This is a genomic window from Senegalia massiliensis (assembly GCF_900626135.1).
GTDB classification, from domain to species: Bacteria; Bacillota; Clostridia; order Tissierellales; family SIT17; genus Anaeromonas; species Anaeromonas massiliensis.
Genome location: NZ_LR130785.1, coordinates 194,775 through 213,978 on the forward strand (window position 1 = coordinate 194,775; position 19,204 = coordinate 213,978).

The 19,204-nt window shown below is 27.3% G+C and carries 20 protein-coding genes; 11 read left to right on the forward strand and 9 right to left on the reverse strand.

All coding sequences use genetic code 11. The features are described from left to right. The first annotated feature begins 28 nt into the window (after positions 1 to 28). Positions 29 to 646 (forward strand): DNA-3-methyladenine glycosylase, encoded by a 618-nt coding sequence (locus E0D94_RS00930; RefSeq protein ID WP_130805438.1) that lies wholly within the window; start codon positions 29 to 31, stop codon positions 644 to 646. A 34-nt stretch (positions 647 to 680) separates the two neighbouring features. On the opposite strand, the gene noc is transcribed toward E0D94_RS00930, so the two are convergent. The 9 genes from noc to rpmH all read right to left on the reverse strand — a co-directional run bounded on the left by noc (position 681) and on the right by rpmH (position 7,876). Beyond that, a complete protein-coding gene (gene noc / locus E0D94_RS00935; protein WP_130805439.1) occupies positions 681 to 1,496 on the reverse strand; it encodes a nucleoid occlusion protein in 816 nt (271 codons plus the stop codon). Positions 1,497 to 1,623: 127 nt separating this feature from the next. Next, positions 1,624 to 2,340 carry a 16S rRNA (guanine(527)-N(7))-methyltransferase RsmG gene (rsmG, locus tag E0D94_RS00940; RefSeq protein WP_130805440.1) on the reverse strand — a complete coding sequence of 239 codons (717 nt, stop codon included), beginning with the start codon at positions 2,338 to 2,340 and terminating at the stop codon, positions 1,624 to 1,626. Continuing rightward, a complete protein-coding gene (gene mnmG / locus E0D94_RS00945; RefSeq protein WP_207289696.1) occupies positions 2,333 to 4,231 on the reverse strand; it encodes a tRNA uridine-5-carboxymethylaminomethyl(34) synthesis enzyme MnmG in 1,899 nt (632 codons plus the stop codon). Before mnmG ends, rsmG begins: the two co-directional genes overlap by 8 nt. A gap of 23 nt (positions 4,232 to 4,254) precedes the next feature. Then, positions 4,255 to 5,640, reverse strand: coding sequence for a tRNA uridine-5-carboxymethylaminomethyl(34) synthesis GTPase MnmE (gene mnmE, locus E0D94_RS00950; RefSeq protein ID WP_130805442.1), 1,386 nt, complete (start codon positions 5,638 to 5,640; stop codon positions 4,255 to 4,257). A 97-nt stretch (positions 5,641 to 5,737) separates the two neighbouring features. Then, on the reverse strand, positions 5,738 to 6,364 hold the full coding sequence (gene jag, locus E0D94_RS00955) for an RNA-binding cell elongation regulator Jag/EloR (protein WP_130805443.1): 627 nt from the start codon (positions 6,362 to 6,364) through the stop codon (positions 5,738 to 5,740). A gap of 1 nt (position 6,365) precedes the next feature. Beyond that, positions 6,366 to 7,076, reverse strand: coding sequence for a YidC/Oxa1 family membrane protein insertase (locus E0D94_RS00960; protein ID WP_130805444.1), 711 nt, complete (start codon positions 7,074 to 7,076; stop codon positions 6,366 to 6,368). Positions 7,077 to 7,111: 35 nt separating this feature from the next. Next, on the reverse strand, positions 7,112 to 7,351 hold the full coding sequence (yidD, locus tag E0D94_RS00965) for a membrane protein insertion efficiency factor YidD (RefSeq protein ID WP_479725511.1): 240 nt from the start codon (positions 7,349 to 7,351) through the stop codon (positions 7,112 to 7,114). Then, on the reverse strand, positions 7,352 to 7,687 hold the full coding sequence (gene rnpA / locus E0D94_RS00970) for a ribonuclease P protein component (RefSeq protein ID WP_130805446.1): 336 nt from the start codon (positions 7,685 to 7,687) through the stop codon (positions 7,352 to 7,354). 54 nt (positions 7,688 to 7,741) lie between these two features. After that, complete coding sequence (rpmH, locus tag E0D94_RS00975) at positions 7,742 to 7,876, reverse strand: 50S ribosomal protein L34 (protein WP_130805447.1); 135 nt, start codon at positions 7,874 to 7,876, stop codon at positions 7,742 to 7,744. A 585-nt stretch (positions 7,877 to 8,461) separates the two neighbouring features. Here rpmH and dnaA point away from each other — a divergent pair. From dnaA to E0D94_RS01025, 10 genes are all read left to right on the forward strand, one after another. After that, positions 8,462 to 9,811: a chromosomal replication initiator protein DnaA gene (gene dnaA / locus E0D94_RS00980; protein WP_130805448.1), complete on the forward strand. Its 1,350-nt coding sequence runs from the start codon at positions 8,462 to 8,464 to the stop codon at positions 9,809 to 9,811. Between the two features lie 228 nt (positions 9,812 to 10,039). After that, positions 10,040 to 11,143, forward strand: coding sequence for a DNA polymerase III subunit beta (gene dnaN, locus E0D94_RS00985; protein WP_130805449.1), 1,104 nt, complete (start codon positions 10,040 to 10,042; stop codon positions 11,141 to 11,143). A gap of 55 nt (positions 11,144 to 11,198) precedes the next feature. Beyond that, complete coding sequence (locus E0D94_RS00990; protein ID WP_130805450.1) at positions 11,199 to 11,408, forward strand: RNA-binding S4 domain-containing protein; 210 nt, start codon at positions 11,199 to 11,201, stop codon at positions 11,406 to 11,408. Between the two features lie 101 nt (positions 11,409 to 11,509). Further along, complete coding sequence (gene recF, locus E0D94_RS00995; RefSeq protein WP_130805451.1) at positions 11,510 to 12,622, forward strand: DNA replication/repair protein RecF; 1,113 nt, start codon at positions 11,510 to 11,512, stop codon at positions 12,620 to 12,622. Between the two features lie 23 nt (positions 12,623 to 12,645). Continuing rightward, a complete protein-coding gene (gene remB / locus E0D94_RS01000; RefSeq protein WP_130805452.1) occupies positions 12,646 to 12,954 on the forward strand; it encodes an extracellular matrix regulator RemB in 309 nt (102 codons plus the stop codon). Next, positions 12,941 to 14,860, forward strand: a complete 1,920-nt coding sequence (gyrB, locus tag E0D94_RS01005) for a DNA topoisomerase (ATP-hydrolyzing) subunit B (RefSeq protein ID WP_130805453.1) — start codon at positions 12,941 to 12,943, stop codon at positions 14,858 to 14,860. The genes remB and gyrB overlap by 14 nt, the downstream gene beginning before the upstream one ends. Positions 14,861 to 14,888: 28 nt before the next feature. Further along, positions 14,889 to 17,327: a DNA gyrase subunit A gene (gyrA, locus tag E0D94_RS01010; RefSeq protein ID WP_130805454.1), complete on the forward strand. Its 2,439-nt coding sequence runs from the start codon at positions 14,889 to 14,891 to the stop codon at positions 17,325 to 17,327. Positions 17,328 to 17,434: 107 nt separating this feature from the next. Next, entirely contained in the window at positions 17,435 to 17,755 is a 321-nt protein-coding gene (locus E0D94_RS01015) for an STAS domain-containing protein (RefSeq protein ID WP_130805455.1), read from the forward strand. 2 nt (positions 17,756 to 17,757) lie between these two features. After that, a complete protein-coding gene (locus tag E0D94_RS01020; RefSeq protein ID WP_341274554.1) occupies positions 17,758 to 18,210 on the forward strand; it encodes an ATP-binding protein in 453 nt (150 codons plus the stop codon). Position 18,211: 1 nt separating this feature from the next. Then, entirely contained in the window at positions 18,212 to 19,006 is a 795-nt protein-coding gene (locus E0D94_RS01025; RefSeq protein WP_130805456.1) for a SigB/SigF/SigG family RNA polymerase sigma factor, read from the forward strand. The last annotated feature ends 198 nt before the right edge of the window (positions 19,007 to 19,204 follow it).

A 19,204-nucleotide genomic window follows, 5' to 3' on the forward strand; every position in this document is an offset into this window, starting at 1 on the left:
ACTAGTTAAATATTAAAAGGAGAATTGTATGCATAAATTAAACAGAAAATTTTATAGAAAATCTGCACTAGATTTATCTAAAGATTTATTAGGTAAATACTTAATCTTTAATAAAAACAATAAAAAGTTTATAACAAAAATTGTAGAAGTAGAAGCTTATATGGGTGAAAATGATAAAGCATCTCATACATATAAAAATAAAAGAACTAAAAGAACTGAAACAATGTTTAAAGATGCAGGTCATGCTTATGTCTATCTTATATATGGTATTTATAATTGCTTAAATGTAGTATCTGGTGATAAAAACATTCCACAAGGAGTACTTTTAAGAGGTGTTCAACCTATAAATGAACTGGATACTATATCTTTAAATAGATTTGGTAAAAAATATCATGAACTTACAAAAAGCCAAATTAAAAATCTAACTAATGGTCCAGGAAAGTTAACTCAAGCATTTGGTATTACCCGGGACATAAATGGATATGACTTAACAGGTGATATTATCTATATTTGTGAGGGTGAAAAAGAACAGTTTGAAATTATAGAAAGTAAAAGAATTGGTATTAATTATGCTGAAGAAGCAAAAGACTTTCTTTGGAGATTTTATATTGCTGATAGTGATTATGTGAGTAAAAAAATAAAATAGTTATTTCTTTATATAAAGAAATAACTATTTTAAATTATATTATTTTTTTATTTTTAGGTATTTTGACTGTTACTTCTATGAAATCACCTGTATCTTTTTCTTGATATTTTGCCTCTATGCCACTATCTTTTATTGCAGTATATGCATTTTTCAATGTATTTAAATATATTTTAAAATTAATTAAGGATTTTATATTTTGTTTTGCTTTTTGTTCTTGTTCTTCTTTTATTGCAGTCAAATCTTCTAATAGGGATTTTATTAAGTTTTCCGTTTTTTTAACAGTAAGGTCATTTTTAATTATTTTGTCTAACACTTTATATTGTAATTCTTCTTCTGGCAATTTTAAAAGTGCTCTTGCATGTCTCTCAGATAGGGAATTTTCTACTAAAGTCTTTTTAATTTCTTCAGGAAGTCTAAGTACCCTTAGTTTATTTGCTATAGTGGATTGATTTTTGCCTACACGCTCTGCTAATTCTTGTTGAGTTAATCCATGATCATTTATTAAATTATTATACCCTTCTGCTTCTTCTAAAAAATTTAAATCTTCTCTTTGAAGATTTTCTATTAAGGCAAGCATTGCAGAGTCTTGATCTTTCATATTTACTAAAATAGCTGGAATAGTTTCAAGGTTTAATAATTCTGATGCTCGAAGACGACGTTCTCCTGCAACTAATTCATAATTGTTTTCTGCTATTTTTCTAACACTTATTGGTTGAAGTACCCCATATACATTTATTGATCTACTTAATTCTTCTATAGATTTTTTACTGAAATTTTTCCTTGGTTGATAAGGGTTTGGTTTTATCTCATCTATAGGTATATTTGTTATTTCTTTATTAACATAATTCATCGTATCATCCTCCCCGAAAAGCTTATAACTATTATACTATTTATTTCTCTAAAAATCTTCTAATTCCTTCTTTTTTATATAGAATAATTAAACTTTCGTTTTCTATAAATCACCAAAATTCTACTATTTATAATGGTTTTTGTTTTGGTTTACCAGCTTTCCTAGGATATTTTGTCGGAGTTTGTTTTATTTTCTTTATAACTAATAATACATGAGTGATATCACTAAATGGTAATTCAACTTCATACTTTTCTTGTATTTGTCCTCCAAGTATTTTTAATGCCTTATCTGCTTCCTCTATTTCTTCATATATTTGTGGTCCTTTCATAGAAATAAAGAATCCATCTTTTTTTACGAATGGAAGGGAATATTCTAAAAGTATATTTAAAGGTGCTACTGCACGTGATACAGCTATGTCAAATTGTTCTCTATATTCTTTGTCTATACCAAAATCTTCTGCTCTACCATGAATTGCTTTTATATTTTTTAGATTTAATTGTTTTATTACTTCATTTAAAAACTTAATCCTTTTATTTAAACTATCTAATAATACTACTTCTGTACTAGAATTTTTTATTTTTATAGGGATGCCAGGAAATCCTCCCCCTGTACCAATATCAATTATTTTAGTATTGTCTTTTATTATATCTGTCCTAAATATAGTTAAACTATCTAAAAAATGTTTTATATCTATTTCACTATCTTCTTTTATTGCAGTAATATTTATTTTTTCGTTCCATTCTTTAAGTAAATCTTTATAGAGCCTGAATTTATCTATACCTTCAGGCTCTATATTTACATTTAATTTAGGTAATCCTTCTACTAAAGTATCTACATTACTCAATATTATCCCTCTCTTTTTTAAGTCTTCTTTGTTGCTCTAAATATACTAATAGAACATTAATATCTGCAGGTGAAACTCCTGATATTCTAGATGCTTGACCTACAGAGTCTGGTCTAATATCTTCTAATTTTTGTCTTGCTTCAAGTCTAAGTCCCTTTATATCATTATACTTTATATTTTGAGGAATTTTTTTCTTTTCTAATTTTTTAAATTGTTCAATTTGTTTCATTTGTTTTTTTATATATCCCTCATATTTAATTTGGATTTCAACTTGCATTTGTACATCTCTAGGTAATTGTGGTCTTTCAGCATCTAATTTTTTAGTTTTTTCATATTTTATTTCAGGCCTTTTTATCAAATCATATAATTTCGTAGGTGATTTTAAAGGCACACTTCCTATAGATTCTAAAAACTCATTAGTTTCATCTGTAGGCGTTATTTGAATTTCTTTTAATCTATTTAATTCTTCTATCATTAATTCTTTTTTCTCTAGCATTTTTTTATATCTTTCTTCTGTAGCAAGACCAATATTATAGCTTTTTTCTGTAAGTCTTAAATCTGCATTATCTTGTCTCAATGTAAGTCTATATTCTGCTCTAGCAGTCATCATTCTATATGGTTCATCTGTTCCTTTAGTAACTAAATCATCTATTAGTACACCTATATATGCTTCAGATCTATCTAATATAAACTCATCTGTTCCTTTTACTCTTAATGCAGCATTTATTCCTGCAATAAGCCCTTGACTTGCTGCCTCTTCATAACCTGAAGAACCATTTATTTGACCTGCAAAGTATAAATTTTCAATATCTTTATACTCCAATGTTCTTTTAAGTTTTGTAGGATCAATACAATCATATTCTATTGCGTAAGCTTCTCTCATAATCTTTACATTTTCAAGTCCTGGTACTGTTTTAAGCATATCTACTTGAATTTCTGCAGGAAGTGTAGTACTCATCCCTTGTACATACATTTCTTTAGTATCTAATCCTTCAGGTTCTATAAATATTTGATGTTTATTTTTGTCAGCAAATCTTACAACTTTATCTTCAATAGAAGGGCAATACCTAGGTCCCTTTCCTTCCATTTTACCACTATACATTGGAGATTTATCTAAATTCTTCATAATTATTTTATGTGTATCTACATTTGTATAAGTTAAATAACATAACTCTTGATCTTTTTTGATCGTATCATTCATAAAAGAAAATGGTACTATTTCATCATCTCCTGGTTGAACAACCATCTTTTCAAAATTAATTGAATCTCTATGAATTCTAGCTGGAGTACCAGTTTTAAATCTTCTAAATTCAATATCTAAATCTTCCAATGGTTTAGTTAAATTTATAGATGGTGCTAATCCATTAGGCCCTCCAGAATAATTTACTTCTCCTATATAAATTCTTCCTCTTAAATAAGTCCCAGTAGATAATATAACAGTTTTAGCTGAATAATAAGCTCCTGTTCTAGTAAATACACCTTTCACTTTTCCATTTTCAACTTCTAAATCTATTACTTCACCTTGTTTTAAATCAAGATTTTTCTCATCTTCTAAAACTTTTTTCATTTCTATATGATATTTGCCTTTATCAGCCTGAGTTCTAAGTGAATGAACTGCTGGACCTTTAGAGGTATTAAGCATTTTTGACTGAATAAATGTTCTATCAATATTAAGTCCCATTTCTCCACCTAATGCATCAATTTCCCTAACCAAATGACCTTTACCTGTACCTCCTATTGAAGGATTACATGGCATAAGTGCAATAGAGTCTAAACTCATTGTTAAAATTAATGTTTTAAGTCCCATTCTAGCTGGTGCAAGAGCAGCTTCTACTCCAGAGTGTCCTGCTCCAACAACTATAACATCATAACTACCTGCATTATATTTAATAGAATTATCCATCTTTTCACTCCTTATTTTCCGATACAGAAATCACTAAATATTCTATCTATAATATCTTCTCCTACTGTATCACCATTTATTTCACCTAAGTTATCATAACATTCTTTAACATCTACTTCTATACAATCAATAGGCATATTCATTTCTATTGATTGTAATGCTTCTTCTATATTCTTTTTAGCTTTTAAAAGTAAATCTTTATGTCTTACATTATTTATTATAATGCTATCATTTATTTTCACATCACCTTTAAAGAACATATCTTTTATTGTTTTCTCTAACTTTTCTAAACCTTCTCCTTTTAACATAGAAGTGTTTAATATAGTTTTATTTGGAAGATGATCTTTTAAAGTTTCTATTGATGTTTTTATTTCCAAATCAGTCTTATTTAATAATATAATAGACTTTTTATTTTTTACAAGTTCAATTATATTTTTATCTTCATCAGAAAGTTCTTCTGAAGCATCAAATACAACAATAGCTAAATCACCTTTATCTACAAGTTCTTTTGCTCTATCTACACCTATTTTTTCTACTATATCTTCTGTTTCTCTTATTCCAGCAGTATCTACAATTCTAAGAGGAATCCCATTTAGATTAACATATTCTTCTATTATATCTCTAGTGGTTCCCGGTATTTCTGTAACTATAGCTCTATTTTCTCTTAATATAGCATTCATTAAAGAAGATTTTCCTACATTAGGTTTACCAAGTATTATAGTTTTAAGTCCTTCTTTTATTATTTTTCCTGAATAAGCTGTAGAAAGTAACCCTTCTATAGTTTTAAATATAAATTCTCCTTCTTCTTGCATTTTTTCATATGCCATTTCTTCTACATCATCTTCATCAGGGAAGTCAATTGTAGCTTCAATTTGAGCAAGCATTTTAAGAACTGATTCTCTTAAAACTCTTACTTCTTTTGAAAGAGCACCTTCAAGTTGATTAAGAGAAACATCAAAACTTGAATCTGTTTTTGCACTTATTAGATCCATAACAGCTTCAGCTTGTGTAAGATCAATTCGTCCATTCATAAATGCTCTTTTAGTAAATTCACCTTCTTCAGCTATTCTAGCTCCATTATTTAATACTATTTCAAGTATTCTTCTAACAGATATTATACCTCCGTGACAATTTATTTCTACTACATCTTCTGTAGTATAGGTATATGGCGCTTTCATATATACGATTAAAACTTCATCTATTATTTTATCATTTTCAGGATCAATTATATGTCCATAATGTAATTTTCTAGTTTCTCTATTTTTTAATGATATATCCTTTTTACCTCTAAATATTTTATCTGCAATATTAACTGCTTCTCTACCACTTAGACGAACTATTCCAATACCAGCTTCACCTGGCGCAGTAGCAATAGCAGCAATAGTATCTATATCCACTTTTATTCACCTCTTATATTTTAATTATTATATATTATACCTTAATTTACCCAAATAAATAACATAAACCCAGTTTTTAAACTGGGTTTACATAATTTTATTTGATATCTATTACAACTTTTCTATTTGGTTCTTTACCTTCACTAAATGTTTTTATATAAGGATCTGATTGAAGTGCAAAATGAATTATTCTTCTTTCATAAGGATTCATTGATTCAAGTCTTATTTTTTTTCTAGTTCTTTTTGCTTTTCCAGCCATCTTTTTAGCAAGTCTTATAAGTGTTTCTTCTCTTTTTTTTCTGTAATTTTCAGTATCTAAAAGTACTTTTAAATAATCTTCTCTGTCTTTGTTTACAATAAGACTTATAATATATTGAATAGAATCTAATGTATTTCCTCTTTTACCAATAATAGCTCCCATATCCTCAGAATTTTCACCTATAACTTCAATTTCTAAAATGTCCCCAACTAAACTCATTTTTATATCAGCTTTAATTTCCATTTTTTCTAAAAGAGTATTTAAAAATTTTGCAGCTTGTTCTTTAGGGTCATTTTTCACAGTTATTTTAACTTTAGCATCTTTTGAACCTATAAATCCTAAAAATCCTTTATTAGGTTCTTCTAATATTTCAATACTTACTCTGTCCCTATCTACATTTAACTTTTGAACTCCTTCTGTTATAGCATCTTGAACAGTTTTTGAAGAAACAATAATTGATTTCATATTATTTTATATCCTCCTTAAGTGCTCCTGCATTTCTATTTATAATAAATTGTTGCACTATTTGGAATGTATTACTTATTACCCAATATAGAGCAAGTCCAGCAGGAACAGATCTTGCAAAAAACAATATCATAATAGGCATTATTGTAGTCATCATCTTTTGACTAGATTGAGCTGCATTATCTGCATTACTAGATTGACCGGCCATCATCATTTTACTTTGGAAATAAGTAGTAAGTGCTGCAACTATAGGTAATATCCAAAGATCAGTATCTTTTAAGTTCTCTATCCATAAAAAACTCTTGTTTATTGCATCATATGCTTCTGGAGATCCAAATACATATTTTACAGGTTCTCTAAGAACTGTAAAAAATCCAATTATTATTGGAAATTGTATAAGTAAAGGAAGACATCCTCCAAAAGGATTCACTTTATATTCTTTATATAATTCCATTGTTTTCATATTTAAAGTTTCTTTATCATTTTTATATTTCTTTTGTAGTTCTTGCATCTTAGGTTGAATTTTTTGCATATTTTTCATTGATTTTGTTTGCTTTAATGTTAAAGGTAATATAATAAGTTTAACTATTATAGTAGCAATTATAATTGATATTGCATAAGCTGAGAAAGATTCAAAATCTAAATTAGCCCCTGCAACAAAATTATATATAAAATCAACTAGTTTTCCCAAGGGACGAGCAAAGATATCCATAATTTAAATTAACCCCCTTAAAAGTTACAGTACAGTTATTTTTTATTTTTTTCTACTGGATCATATCCGCCAGCATTAAAAGGATTACACCTTAATATTCTCCAAATTGATTTTATACTACCTCTAAAAACGCCTAATTTTTCAATAGCTTCTAAACTATAAGCTGAGCAAGTTGGATAAAATCTACAGGTTCTTCCTTTCATTGGTGAAATGTATCTCTGATAAAGTATTATAATTTTTTTTATTATACACTTCACTATAAACAGCCTTTCTATTTAATTACTTAATTTACTTCTTTTCAATAAGTTTAGAATTGATTTTTCTACATCTACATAAGTAGCTTGATTACACCTTATTCTAGATAAAAATATAATATCATATCCCTGATTTATACCTTCACTATTTAGTCTAAAAGCTTCTTTTATAAGTCTTTTTACTCTGTTTCTAATTACAGCATTTCCTATTTTTTTTGTTACAGAAAAACCTACTCTATTATATTCTAATCCATTTTTAATAAAAAAAATTACTAAATATTTATTAGATAGTGATTTTCCTTTATCATATACTCTTCTAAACTCTCTATTATTTTTAAGACTTTCTATTTTATTCATCTAAAACTCCTCTAATGATATTAGATTGAATAAAAAGGCCACTATAATGCGGCCTTATGCAGACAATCTTTTTCTGCCTTTTCTTCTACGTCTTTGTAGGACATTTCTTCCTGATTTATTTTTCATTCTTTTTCTAAACCCATGTTCTCTACTTCTTTGTCTTTTTTTAGGTTGGTATGTTCTCTTCATTAAGTACACCCCCTTTTAGATTTGCTACCTCAAAAAATATAATATATTTATATGGTAACTTCCAGATTTTTTTAATTTAAGCACTACTTATTGATTATAGCTATTTCATTGGGGTATGTCAAGCTTTCTCATAATATTTTCTCTGTTAATATTTTTATTCACATAATGTTATTTTTGTGGATATCTTTTTTATTTTGTTGATTGTTTCCACTTTTTTTGATATTATTAATAAAAATGTGGATTAAATTATTGAGAATATTAACAGTTATACACAGGTTGTGGATTAAATTGTGTATAACTAAATTTTTCTGTGGAATTTATAATCAATAACTTCATTAAATACTGTTTATTTCTCTTTTTTTAGTCAACAATTATAAAATATATTATTTTGTTGATAACATGTTTTTATATCGTTAAGTTTTATTTTTTTTACCTCTATACACATATTATTCACATGATAGTCAACTTTTTTTGTGGATTATTTTTATTGATTTTTTTATATTCATAAAATAATTTTTGTGGATAACTATGTTTATATTATAGATTATAATTTTTTATATTAATTTAAGAATAGGAGGACAATGAATGTCAGATAACTTAGATGACTTATGGATTAAAACTCTTAAAATAATAAAGGCAGAGCTCACTGAAGTTAGTTTTAATACATGGTTAAAAAGTATTAATCCAGTATCAATAGATAATAATGACATAATACTAGCTGTTCCAAATGAATTTACGAAATCAATTCTTGAGGGTCGCTATTTAACTCTCATTAAAAATTCTATAAATCAAGTATCAAATAGTAATTATGATATTAGATTTGTTATTCCTGGAGAAGATTTAGACAAAAATATAGACAAGCCGTTAAATAACTCCAATAATAAAGAAAAACAAGTTGAAATACCTCTTAAATCTCAACTACGACCAAAATATACATTTGATCAATTTGTAATAGGTAATAGTAATAGATTTGCACATGCTGCTTCCCTTGCTGTAGCAGAAGCTCCAGCAAAAGCTTACAATCCTTTATTTATTTATGGTGGAGTTGGGCTTGGAAAGACCCATCTAATGAATGCAATAGGTCATTATATATTGGATCAAAATCCTAATGCAAATGTTGCTTATGTTTCATCAGAAAAATTTACAAATGAGCTTATAAATTCTATAAGAGATGATAAAAATGTAGAATTTAGAAATAAATATAGACATGTAGATGTATTATTAATAGATGATATTCAATTTATTGCAGGAAAAGAAAGAACTCAAGAAGAATTTTTCCATACATTTAATGCACTTCATGAAGCTAACAAACAAATTATAATATCAAGTGATAGACCACCAAAAGAAATACCTACACTTGAAGATAGATTAAGATCTAGATTTGAATGGGGTCTTATAGCTGATATTCAACAGCCAGATTTAGAAACTAGAATAGCAATATTAAAAAAGAAAGCTAATTTAGAGAATTTAGAAATAGATAATGAAGTATTTTTATTTATTGCCAACAAAATTCGTTCTAACATAAGAGAATTAGAAGGAGCATTAATCAGAATAATTGCTTATTCTTCTCTTACAAATAAAGATATTACTATAGAACTAGCTAATGAAGCATTAAAAGATATCATATCAGGTAATAATAATGAAAAAATTGATGTAAATCGCATAAAGAAAGTTGTAGCTAAGCATTTTAATGTTAAAATTGAAGATTTTAATTCTAAAAAAAGAGCACGTTCAATATCTCATCCAAGACAAATAGCAATGTATTTATCACGTGAACTTACAGATTTATCATTGCCTAAAATAGGAGATGAATTTGGAGGAAGAGATCATACTACTGTCATACATGCTTATGACAAAATATCTAATAGTATTAAAAATGATAAAGAACTTAAATCTAGTATTGAGCAAATAGAAAAAGAGCTTAAAGGTAATTAACAATTGTATGTTAATATTATGTGAAGCTATTGTTGATATCTTTTAAATTTAAATTTTAAAGTGTATATGTGGATAAGTTGATACATGTTAATAACATTTTACTAACAGCTATATATTAAGAATATTATATACTCTAAATAGTTATCCACAAATTCACAGCCCCTATTACTAATACTACTAGATTAAGTTTATTTATTCTATTATTTAATTAAAGGGAGGTTATCCACAATGAAGATTAAAATTGGACAAAATATACTATCAAAATATATTTCAATAGTACAAAAAGGAATTTCATCAAAAACTACATTACCAATATTAAGTGGTATCTTAGTAGAAGCATATGAAAATAAACTACAATTAACTGGAACTGATTTAGAATTAGGGATAGAGACAAAATTAGATTGTGAAGTTATAGAAGAAGGTAAAATTGTTATAACATCTAGAATTTTTGGAGATATCATAAAAAAGTTACCTAATGATGAAGTAATTATTACTACTGATAATGATAATAATATACATATTAGTTGTAGTAATTCAGAATTCAATATTCAAGGACATTCTGCTGAAGAATATCCAGAGTTACCTTATATAGATAATGAAAGTTCATTTGAAATTCCAAAAGATTTACTTAAAAATATGATAAGACAAACTATATTTGCAACAGCAGTAGAAGAAACAAGACCTATACTTACTGGAGCATTACTTGAAATTAAAAATAATGATTTAGCATTAGTAGCATTAGATGGTTATAGATTAGCTCTTAAAAAATCTAAAGCTGACTGTGAAGATTTAAAAGTAGTAATACCTTCTAAAACATTAAATGAAGTAAGCAGAATATTAGATGAAGAAGAAGATAATGTAAATATAAAATTTACAACAAATCATATATTATTTGACTTAGGTGATACAATCATTAATTCAAGATTATTAGAAGGTCAATTTTTAAATTATAAAGACATAATAAGAGAAGAATATACATCAAAAGTTACAGTAAAAACTAATAATATAAAGCAAAGTATAGAAAGGGCTTCACTTTTAGCACGTGAAGGAAGAAATAATTTAGTTAAGTTTGAAATAAAAGACAATAAGATGACAATAACATCTAATTCTGAAATTGGTAATGTACATGAAGAATTAGATATAGAATTAGAAGGTGAAGATATTACAATAGCTTTTAATTCTAAATATATTTTAGATGGTTTAAAAGTTATAGATAGTGATATAATAAATATGAACTTTATATCCAATGTAAATCCATGTATAATAAAACCTGTAGAAGATGAAAACTACACTTATTTGGTGTTACCAGTAAGACTTGCAGAAGTAAATTAAATCATTAAATAGGCACCTATTCAGGTGTCTATTATATTTTAAAGGAGAGAGCATAATGAGAGAAGTAAAAATTGATACAGATTATATTAAATTAGATCAACTGTTAAAATATGCAGATATTACACAAACAGGTGGACATAGTAAATTTCTTATAAAAGAAGGAAAAGTAAAAGTTAATGGAGAAAAAAATACAATGCGAGGAAAAAAAATACGAAAAAATGATATTGTAGAAGTTGAAAATGAAGAAAAAATAATAATAAAATAAATATTAAGCTATAAAATAGGATATAAAAAGAAAAAACCAAGTAAAAGGAACGAGTGTTTGTATTTGTTTTTTTAAAGTGTTATAATAAAGGGTGTGCTGTTATGCATATAAAAAGTGTAAAGTTAATAAATTTTAGAAACTATAAAGGAATAAAAGTGTTTTTTAATTCTAATCTTAATATATTTTTAGGAGAAAATGGTGAAGGTAAAACTAATTTGTTAGAATCTTTATATATTGCTTCAAGTGGAAAATCTTTTAGAACAAATAAAGATAAGGAACTTATAAATTTAAATAAAAATGAAGCATATGTAGGTGTGGAATTAGTAAAAGAAGATACTATAAAAACAATAGAAATAAAATTAGATACTAATAAACATAAAAGAATTAAAATAAATGGTATTGAACAAGATAAAATATCAGATATATTTGGTGTATTACAGGCAGTTATATTTTCACCAGAAGATTTAAAAATTGTAAAAGAAGGTCCATCTCATAGACGAAATTTTTTAGATATAGAAATAACACAGATAAAACCTATTTATAAAAGTATATTAAATGATTATAACAGAGTATTAGCCCAAAGAAATAATTTGCTTAAAGTAATACCTTATGATGATAAAAAAAGAAAATTATTATTTGTCTGGAATAAACAATTAATAGAGTTAGGGACAAAAATAATGATATTTAGAAACTCTTTTGTAAATAGACTTATACCTATATCAAAAGAAATTCATAAAAGTATAACTCAAGGTGAAGAAGTTTTAGATATATCTTATATCTCATCTTTAAATATAGATGAAATGGATAAAAACACAATAATGAAAAATTTCGAAAAAATATTATTAGAAAATGAAAATAATGATATAGAAAAAGGAAGTACAAGCTTTGGACCACATAAAGATGATTTAGAAATTAAAATAAATGATAAAGATGTGAGAATGTTTGGATCACAAGGACAAAAAAGAACTACTGTACTATCACTTAAATTAGCTGAAATTGAACTTATAAAACAAGAAACAGAAGAATATCCAATATTACTTTTAGATGATGTGTTCTCAGAATTAGATATAAATAGACGTAGATATCTTGTTTCTAGATTTAAAGATATTCAGACAATAATCACATCTAATGATGATATAAATACTCCCCATATGGACAAAATAGATAAAAAAACTTATTATATTAAGGATGGAGATATTTTATATAGTAAATAAGGCATTGAAGAAAGGATGATTTTATGTATGTTCATATTGGAGGAGACTATGTAATACCTTTCTCAGAAATTGTTAGTATAATTAATGTTGATTCAATGATATCAAGAGATACAAGAGAATTTATTAGAGTGTGTAAAGAAGAAGGATTTCTAATAAATATAGTAGATCAAAAAATAAAAACTTTTATTATAACAGAAGAGAAGTTAAAAAATACTAAAAGTATTAAACATGCAAGTAAAAGTATAGTGTATTGTACAAATATCAAATCAACTACAATTTACAAAAGAATTAATAAAATTAAAGAATGGGGGAACACCTATGGCGTTAAATGAAAAAAATAGAAATTATGGTGCTGAACAGATACAAGTATTAGAAGGTTTAGAACCAGTTAGAAAAAGACCTGGAATGTATATAGGTAGTACAGGACCTAAAGGATTGCATCATCTTGTATATGAAATAGTAGATAATAGTATAGATGAGGCATTAGCTGGAGTATGTGACAAAATAGAAGTTAGCTTAAACAAAGATGGTTCTGTTACAGTAAGTGACAATGGTAGTGGTATACCTGTAGACATTCATCCTAAAACAGGTAAATCAACAGTAGAAACAGTCTTAACAGTTCTCCATGCTGGAGGAAAATTTGATAATGGTGCATATAAAGTATCAGGTGGATTACACGGAGTTGGTGTATCTGTAGTTAATGCATTATCAACATGGCTTGAAGTAAATGTAAAGAGAAATGGTAATTTATATCATCAAAAGTTTGAAAGGGGTATACCAAAGACTTCTTTAGAAGTAATTGATAAAGCAAAAGGAACAGGTACAAGTGTTACATTTATGCCTGATAAAGAAATATTTGATGATATAAATTTTAAATATGAGACACTTGAACATAGATTAATGGAAATGGCCTTTTTAAATAAAGGTATAACCATAACTATAGAAGATAAAATAAAGGATAAAAAGAAAGTATTTCACTATGAAGGCGGAATAAAAGCATTCGTTAAACATTTAAATAGAAATAGAAATGCTATTCATAATAAGGTTATATATTATGAAGGTGAAAAAGAAGGATCTACTGTAGAAATAGCTATTCAATATACTGATAGTTACAATGAAAATATCTTTACCTTTGCAAATAATATAAATACTCAAGAAGGCGGAACACATTTAAGTGGTCTTAAATCAGCACTTACAAGAACTGTAAATGATTATGCTAGAAGAAATGGAGTATTAAAAGATAAAGATAATAATTTAAGTGGTGAAGATATAAGAGAAGGTATAACTACAGTATTATCAGTAAAACTTGCAGACCCTCAATTTGAAGGACAAACAAAAACTAAACTTGGAAATAGTGAAATGAGAGGTATTGTAGATGGTATTGTTAGTAGTGCAGTTGATAGCTTTTTAGAGGAGAATCCTAGAGAAGCTAAAATAATAATAGAGAAGTCACTTAGAGCATCTCGTGCACGTGAAGCTGCAAGAAAAGCAAGAGATTTAACCCGTAGAAAAAATGTATTAGAGAGTTCAGCTTTACCAGGGAAACTAGCTGATTGCTCTGAAAGAGATGCCTCTCTCTCAGAAATATTTATAGTCGAGGGAGATTCAGCGGGAGGATCTGCTAAACAAGGTAGAGACAGAAGGACTCAAGCTATATTACCTCTAAAAGGTAAAATTATGAATGTAGAAAAGGCACGTTTAGATAAAATATTAAATTTTGCTGAAATAAAAGCAATGATAACAGCATTTGGATCAGGAATTGGTGAAGAATTTGATATAGAAAAATTAAGATATCATAAAATAGTTATAATGACAGATGCAGATGTTGATGGTGCTCACATTAGAACATTAATACTTACATTCTTCTATAGATATATGAAACCTTTAATAGAAAATGGATTTATATATATAGCACAACCACCTTTATATAAAGTAAAAGCTGGAAAACAAGAGTTTTATGCTTATTCAGACAAAGAATTAAATAAAATTCTAAGACAAGATCTTAAAGACATAAAAATAAAACCATCAATCTCAAGATATAAAGGTCTTGGTGAGATGAATCCAGAACAGTTATGGGATACTACAATGGATCCTGAAAGTAGAATACTGTTACAAGTAAGTATAGATGATGCAGTTGCAGCAGATGAAATATTTACTACTCTTATGGGAGATAAAGTTCAACCAAGAAGAGAATTCATCGAAGAAAATGCAAAAAGTGTTCAAAATTTAGATGTTTAATTGTTATTGTAAGGGAGGAGTATTATAGATGAATGAAGAAAATAACAATATCGTACCAATAAATATTGAAGATGAAATGAAAACATCATATCTTGATTATGCTATGAGTGTTATAGTTTCACGTGCTTTACCAGATGTTCGAGATGGACTTAAACCAGTTCATAGAAGAATAATTTATTCAATGAATGGTCTTGGTTTAACGCCAGAAAAACCTCATAAAAAATCAGCACGTATAGTGGGAGACGTATTGGGTAAATACCACCCACATGGAGATAGTGCTGTATATGATGCAATGGTAAGACTTGCTCAAGATTTTTCTACAAGATACCCACTTGTAGATGGACATGGTAATTTTGGATCAGTGGATGGAGATGGCGCAGCTGCAATGCGTTACACTGAAGCGAAAATGAGCAAAATTACCGTTGAAATGTTAAGAGATATAGGAAAGAATACAATTGACTATAGACCAAACTTTGATGAAGAATTAGAAGAACCTATAGTATTACCAAGTAGATTCCCCAACTTACTTGTAAATGGAACTAATGGTATAGCAGTAGGTATGGCGACATCAATACCTCCACATAACTTACGTGAAGTTATAGATGCAGTAGTTATGCTAATAGATAATCCAGAAGCAGAGTTAAAGGATATAATGACTAAAATTAAAGGTCCAGATTTCCCAACTGGCGCTACTATAACAGGTAAAGAAGCTATAAAAGAAGCATATAGAACTGGTAGAGGTAAAGTAAAGGTACGTGCTAAAACTACTATAGAACCAATGAAAAACAATAAAAATAGAATAATAGTAACTGAAATACCTTATCAAGTTAACAAAGCAAAATTAATAGAAAAAATAGCTCATTTAGTTAGGGATAAGAAATTAGAAGGCATATCAGATTTAAGAGATGAATCAGATAGAAATGGTATGAGAATTGTAATAGAATTAAAAAGAGATGCAAATCCAAATGTAGTTTTAAATAATCTTTATAAGCATACTCAAATGCAAGATACTTATAGCCTTATAATGATAGCTTTAGTAAATGATGAGCCTAAAGTACTTACACTTAAGCAAATATTAAATCATTATTTAGAACATCAAAAAGATGTTATAACTAGAAGAACTAAATATGAATTAGATAAAGCAGAAGCAAGAGCTCATATTTTAGAAGGTTTAAAAATAGCATTAGATAATATTGATGAAGTAATAAAATTAATCAGAGGAAGTAAAAATGCACCTGAAGCAAAAGAAGGATTAATATCTAAATTTGGTCTTACTGAAATTCAAGCACAAGCTATATTAGATATGAGACTTCAAAAATTAACAGGACTTGAAAGAGATAAAATAGAAGAAGAGTACAATGATTTAATAAAAGAAATAAATAGACTAAAAGAAATACTTGCAAATGAAAGACTAATATACAAAATTGTAAAAGATGAAATATTAGAAATAAGAGACAAATATGGTGATGATAGAAGAACAGAAATCAAAAATTCTGTAGATGAAATTAATATAGCAGATATGATAGATGAAGAAAATATCGTAATAACACTTACACATTTTGGTTATATTAAAAGATTACCAGAAGACACATATAAATTGCAACATAGAGGTGGAAGAGGAGTTACAGGTCTTACTACAAGAGATGAAGATTTTGTAGAAGACATACTAATAACATCGACTCATGATAATTTATTGTTCTTTACAAGTAAAGGAAAAGTTTATACACTAAGAGCCTTTGAAATTCCTGAAGCTAAAAGACAGGCTAAAGGAACAGCAGTAGTTAATCTTCTTCAATTAGAAGCTGGCGAAACAATAAAATCAATAATACCAATAAAAGAATTTAAGGAAGATAATTATCTTATATTTGCAACTCAAAATGGTTTAGTTAAAAAGACTAATGTAAATCAATTTGAATCTATAAGAAAAAGTGGTCTTATTGCTATAAATCTGAAAGAAGATGATGAACTTATATCTGTTAAAAAGACTAATGGTGAAAGTGATATAATAGTTACTACAATCTTTGGTATGTCTATAAGATTTAATGAAAAAGATGTAAGAGATATGGGTAGAGCAGCTATGGGAGTTAAAGCCATTTCATTAAATAGAGAAGATAAAGTAATATCTATGAATCTTGTAGAAGAAGGAACTGATTTACTTGTAATAAGTGAAAAAGGTTTTGGAAAAAGAACAGATTTAAATGAGTATAGAACTCAAACTAGAGGTGGGAAAGGAATAAAGACTTATAATATAAAACCTCACACTGGAGATGTAGTAGGAGCTAGAGTTGTAAACAAAGAAGATGAAATAATGATAATTAGTTATTTAGGTATAATAATAAGACTCAAAATAGCTGGTATATCTCAAATGGGAAGAACTACACAAGGTGTTAAAATCATGAAAGTTGATAAAGATGATAGAGTTGTGTCCATAGCAAAAGTAATGAATGAAGAAATAGAAGATAAATAAAGTTTATTTTTAAAATTATAGGGTATAAAGGATAAAGCGAGTTGAAATTTTGCTTTATCCTTTTTATAATGGGACTAAGGGTAAATAAATTTGGAGGAGGATTTATAATGGCATTAAATGTAGACAAATCATATAACGAAGAGAAAGAATCATGGGTATTAAAACCACAAGGAGAAATAGATATATATACAGCTCCTAAATTCAAAGAAATATTATTAAATGTTATAGAATCTAAAGAAAGTGATATAATAATAGATGGAGAAAAGTTAGAATATATAGATTCTACAGGACTAGGTGTTTTAATAAGTGGATTAAAAAAACTGAAAAAAACTGAAAAAAATATAATGATAATAAATCTACGCCCTAACATAGTTAAACTATTTGAAATTACAGGATTAAACAAAGTCTTTGTAGTTAAGGGGGTGTAAAAGTGGAAGATTTAAAGTTTGATGCAATAGATAATGGAAAAGAAAATGTAGATCATATAAAATTAAGTATGCCTAACAAAGCTGAATATGTAAGCCTTATAAGACTTACAGCTTCTTCAATTGCAAATCGTATAGGGTTTAATATTGATGAAATTGATGATATAAAAGTAGCTATAGGTGAAGCTTGTACAAATGCAATAAGACATGGATGTAAAAATATAAATGACACATATGATATAGAATTTTTTGCTCACAAAGATAAAATTGAGATACAAATAAAAGATACAGGAAAAGAAAATGCCAACGTGTGTATAAAAGAGCCTAATATAGAAGAATTATCAGAAGGTGGACTAGGTTTATTTATAATAAGAACACTAATGGATGATGTTAAAATAAAAACCACAGAAGGCAAAGGTACAATTATTCGTATGATGAAAATGTTAGGGGTAGATTAATATGGCAAATAAAAACTCTGCCACAAAATCATATAATGCAGATGATGAAAAAGTAGATGTTAAGAAACTATTTAAAATATATGCTGAAACTAATGATAAGGAAGTCAGAGATGATCTTATAAATAGACACCTTTATATAGCAGAAATATTATCAAAAAAATATGCTAATAGAGGTATAGATTTTGATGATATTTATCAGGTAGCATGTTTAGGTTTGATTTATGCTATAGACAGATATGATTTGGAAAAAGGATATGAATTTTCTAGTTTTGCAACTCCTACAATAATAGGTGAAATAAAAAAATATTTTAGAGATAAAGGTTGGTCTATAAGAGTTCCGAGAAGGATACAAGAGCTATCAAAGAAAATAAATAATGCAAAATTATTATTAAGCCAACAATTACAAAAAACTCCTACTGTTGGTGATATAGCTGAGTATTTAAATGCTACAGAAGAAGAAGTATTAGAAGCTATGGAGGCAAGTAAAGTTTATACACCTCATTCATTAGATGCTTCTCTTGATTCAGATAGAGAAGATAAAGATGTAAGCTTAGCAGCGTTAATAGGAGAAGAAGATCATCATTTACTTAAAATAGAAAACAGGGACTTTCTATTAGATACTATTGAGAAATTGAATGATATAGAAAAGAAAATAATAAAAGATAGATATTTTAATAGGAAAACTCAAATAGCAATAGCAGAAGAAATTGGTATGAGTCAAATGACTATATCTAGATTAGAAAAGAAAATAATACAAAAGTTTAGAAAAGAATTAAATAAGATTTATGCAGAATAAATTTGGGGTTAATTCCCCTTTTTTAAAATTATTCTTGACAAGTATATATATCTTTGATATAGTACTAAGAGTCGTCAGGAAAGCTTGTCTTTCTAAAGAGAAAAAAGAATTTGAAAGAAAGTAAAAAAAGTTCTTGACAAGTTACTTAAAACCTGATATAGTATTAAGAGTCGCCAGCAAACAGCGACAACAAATTGG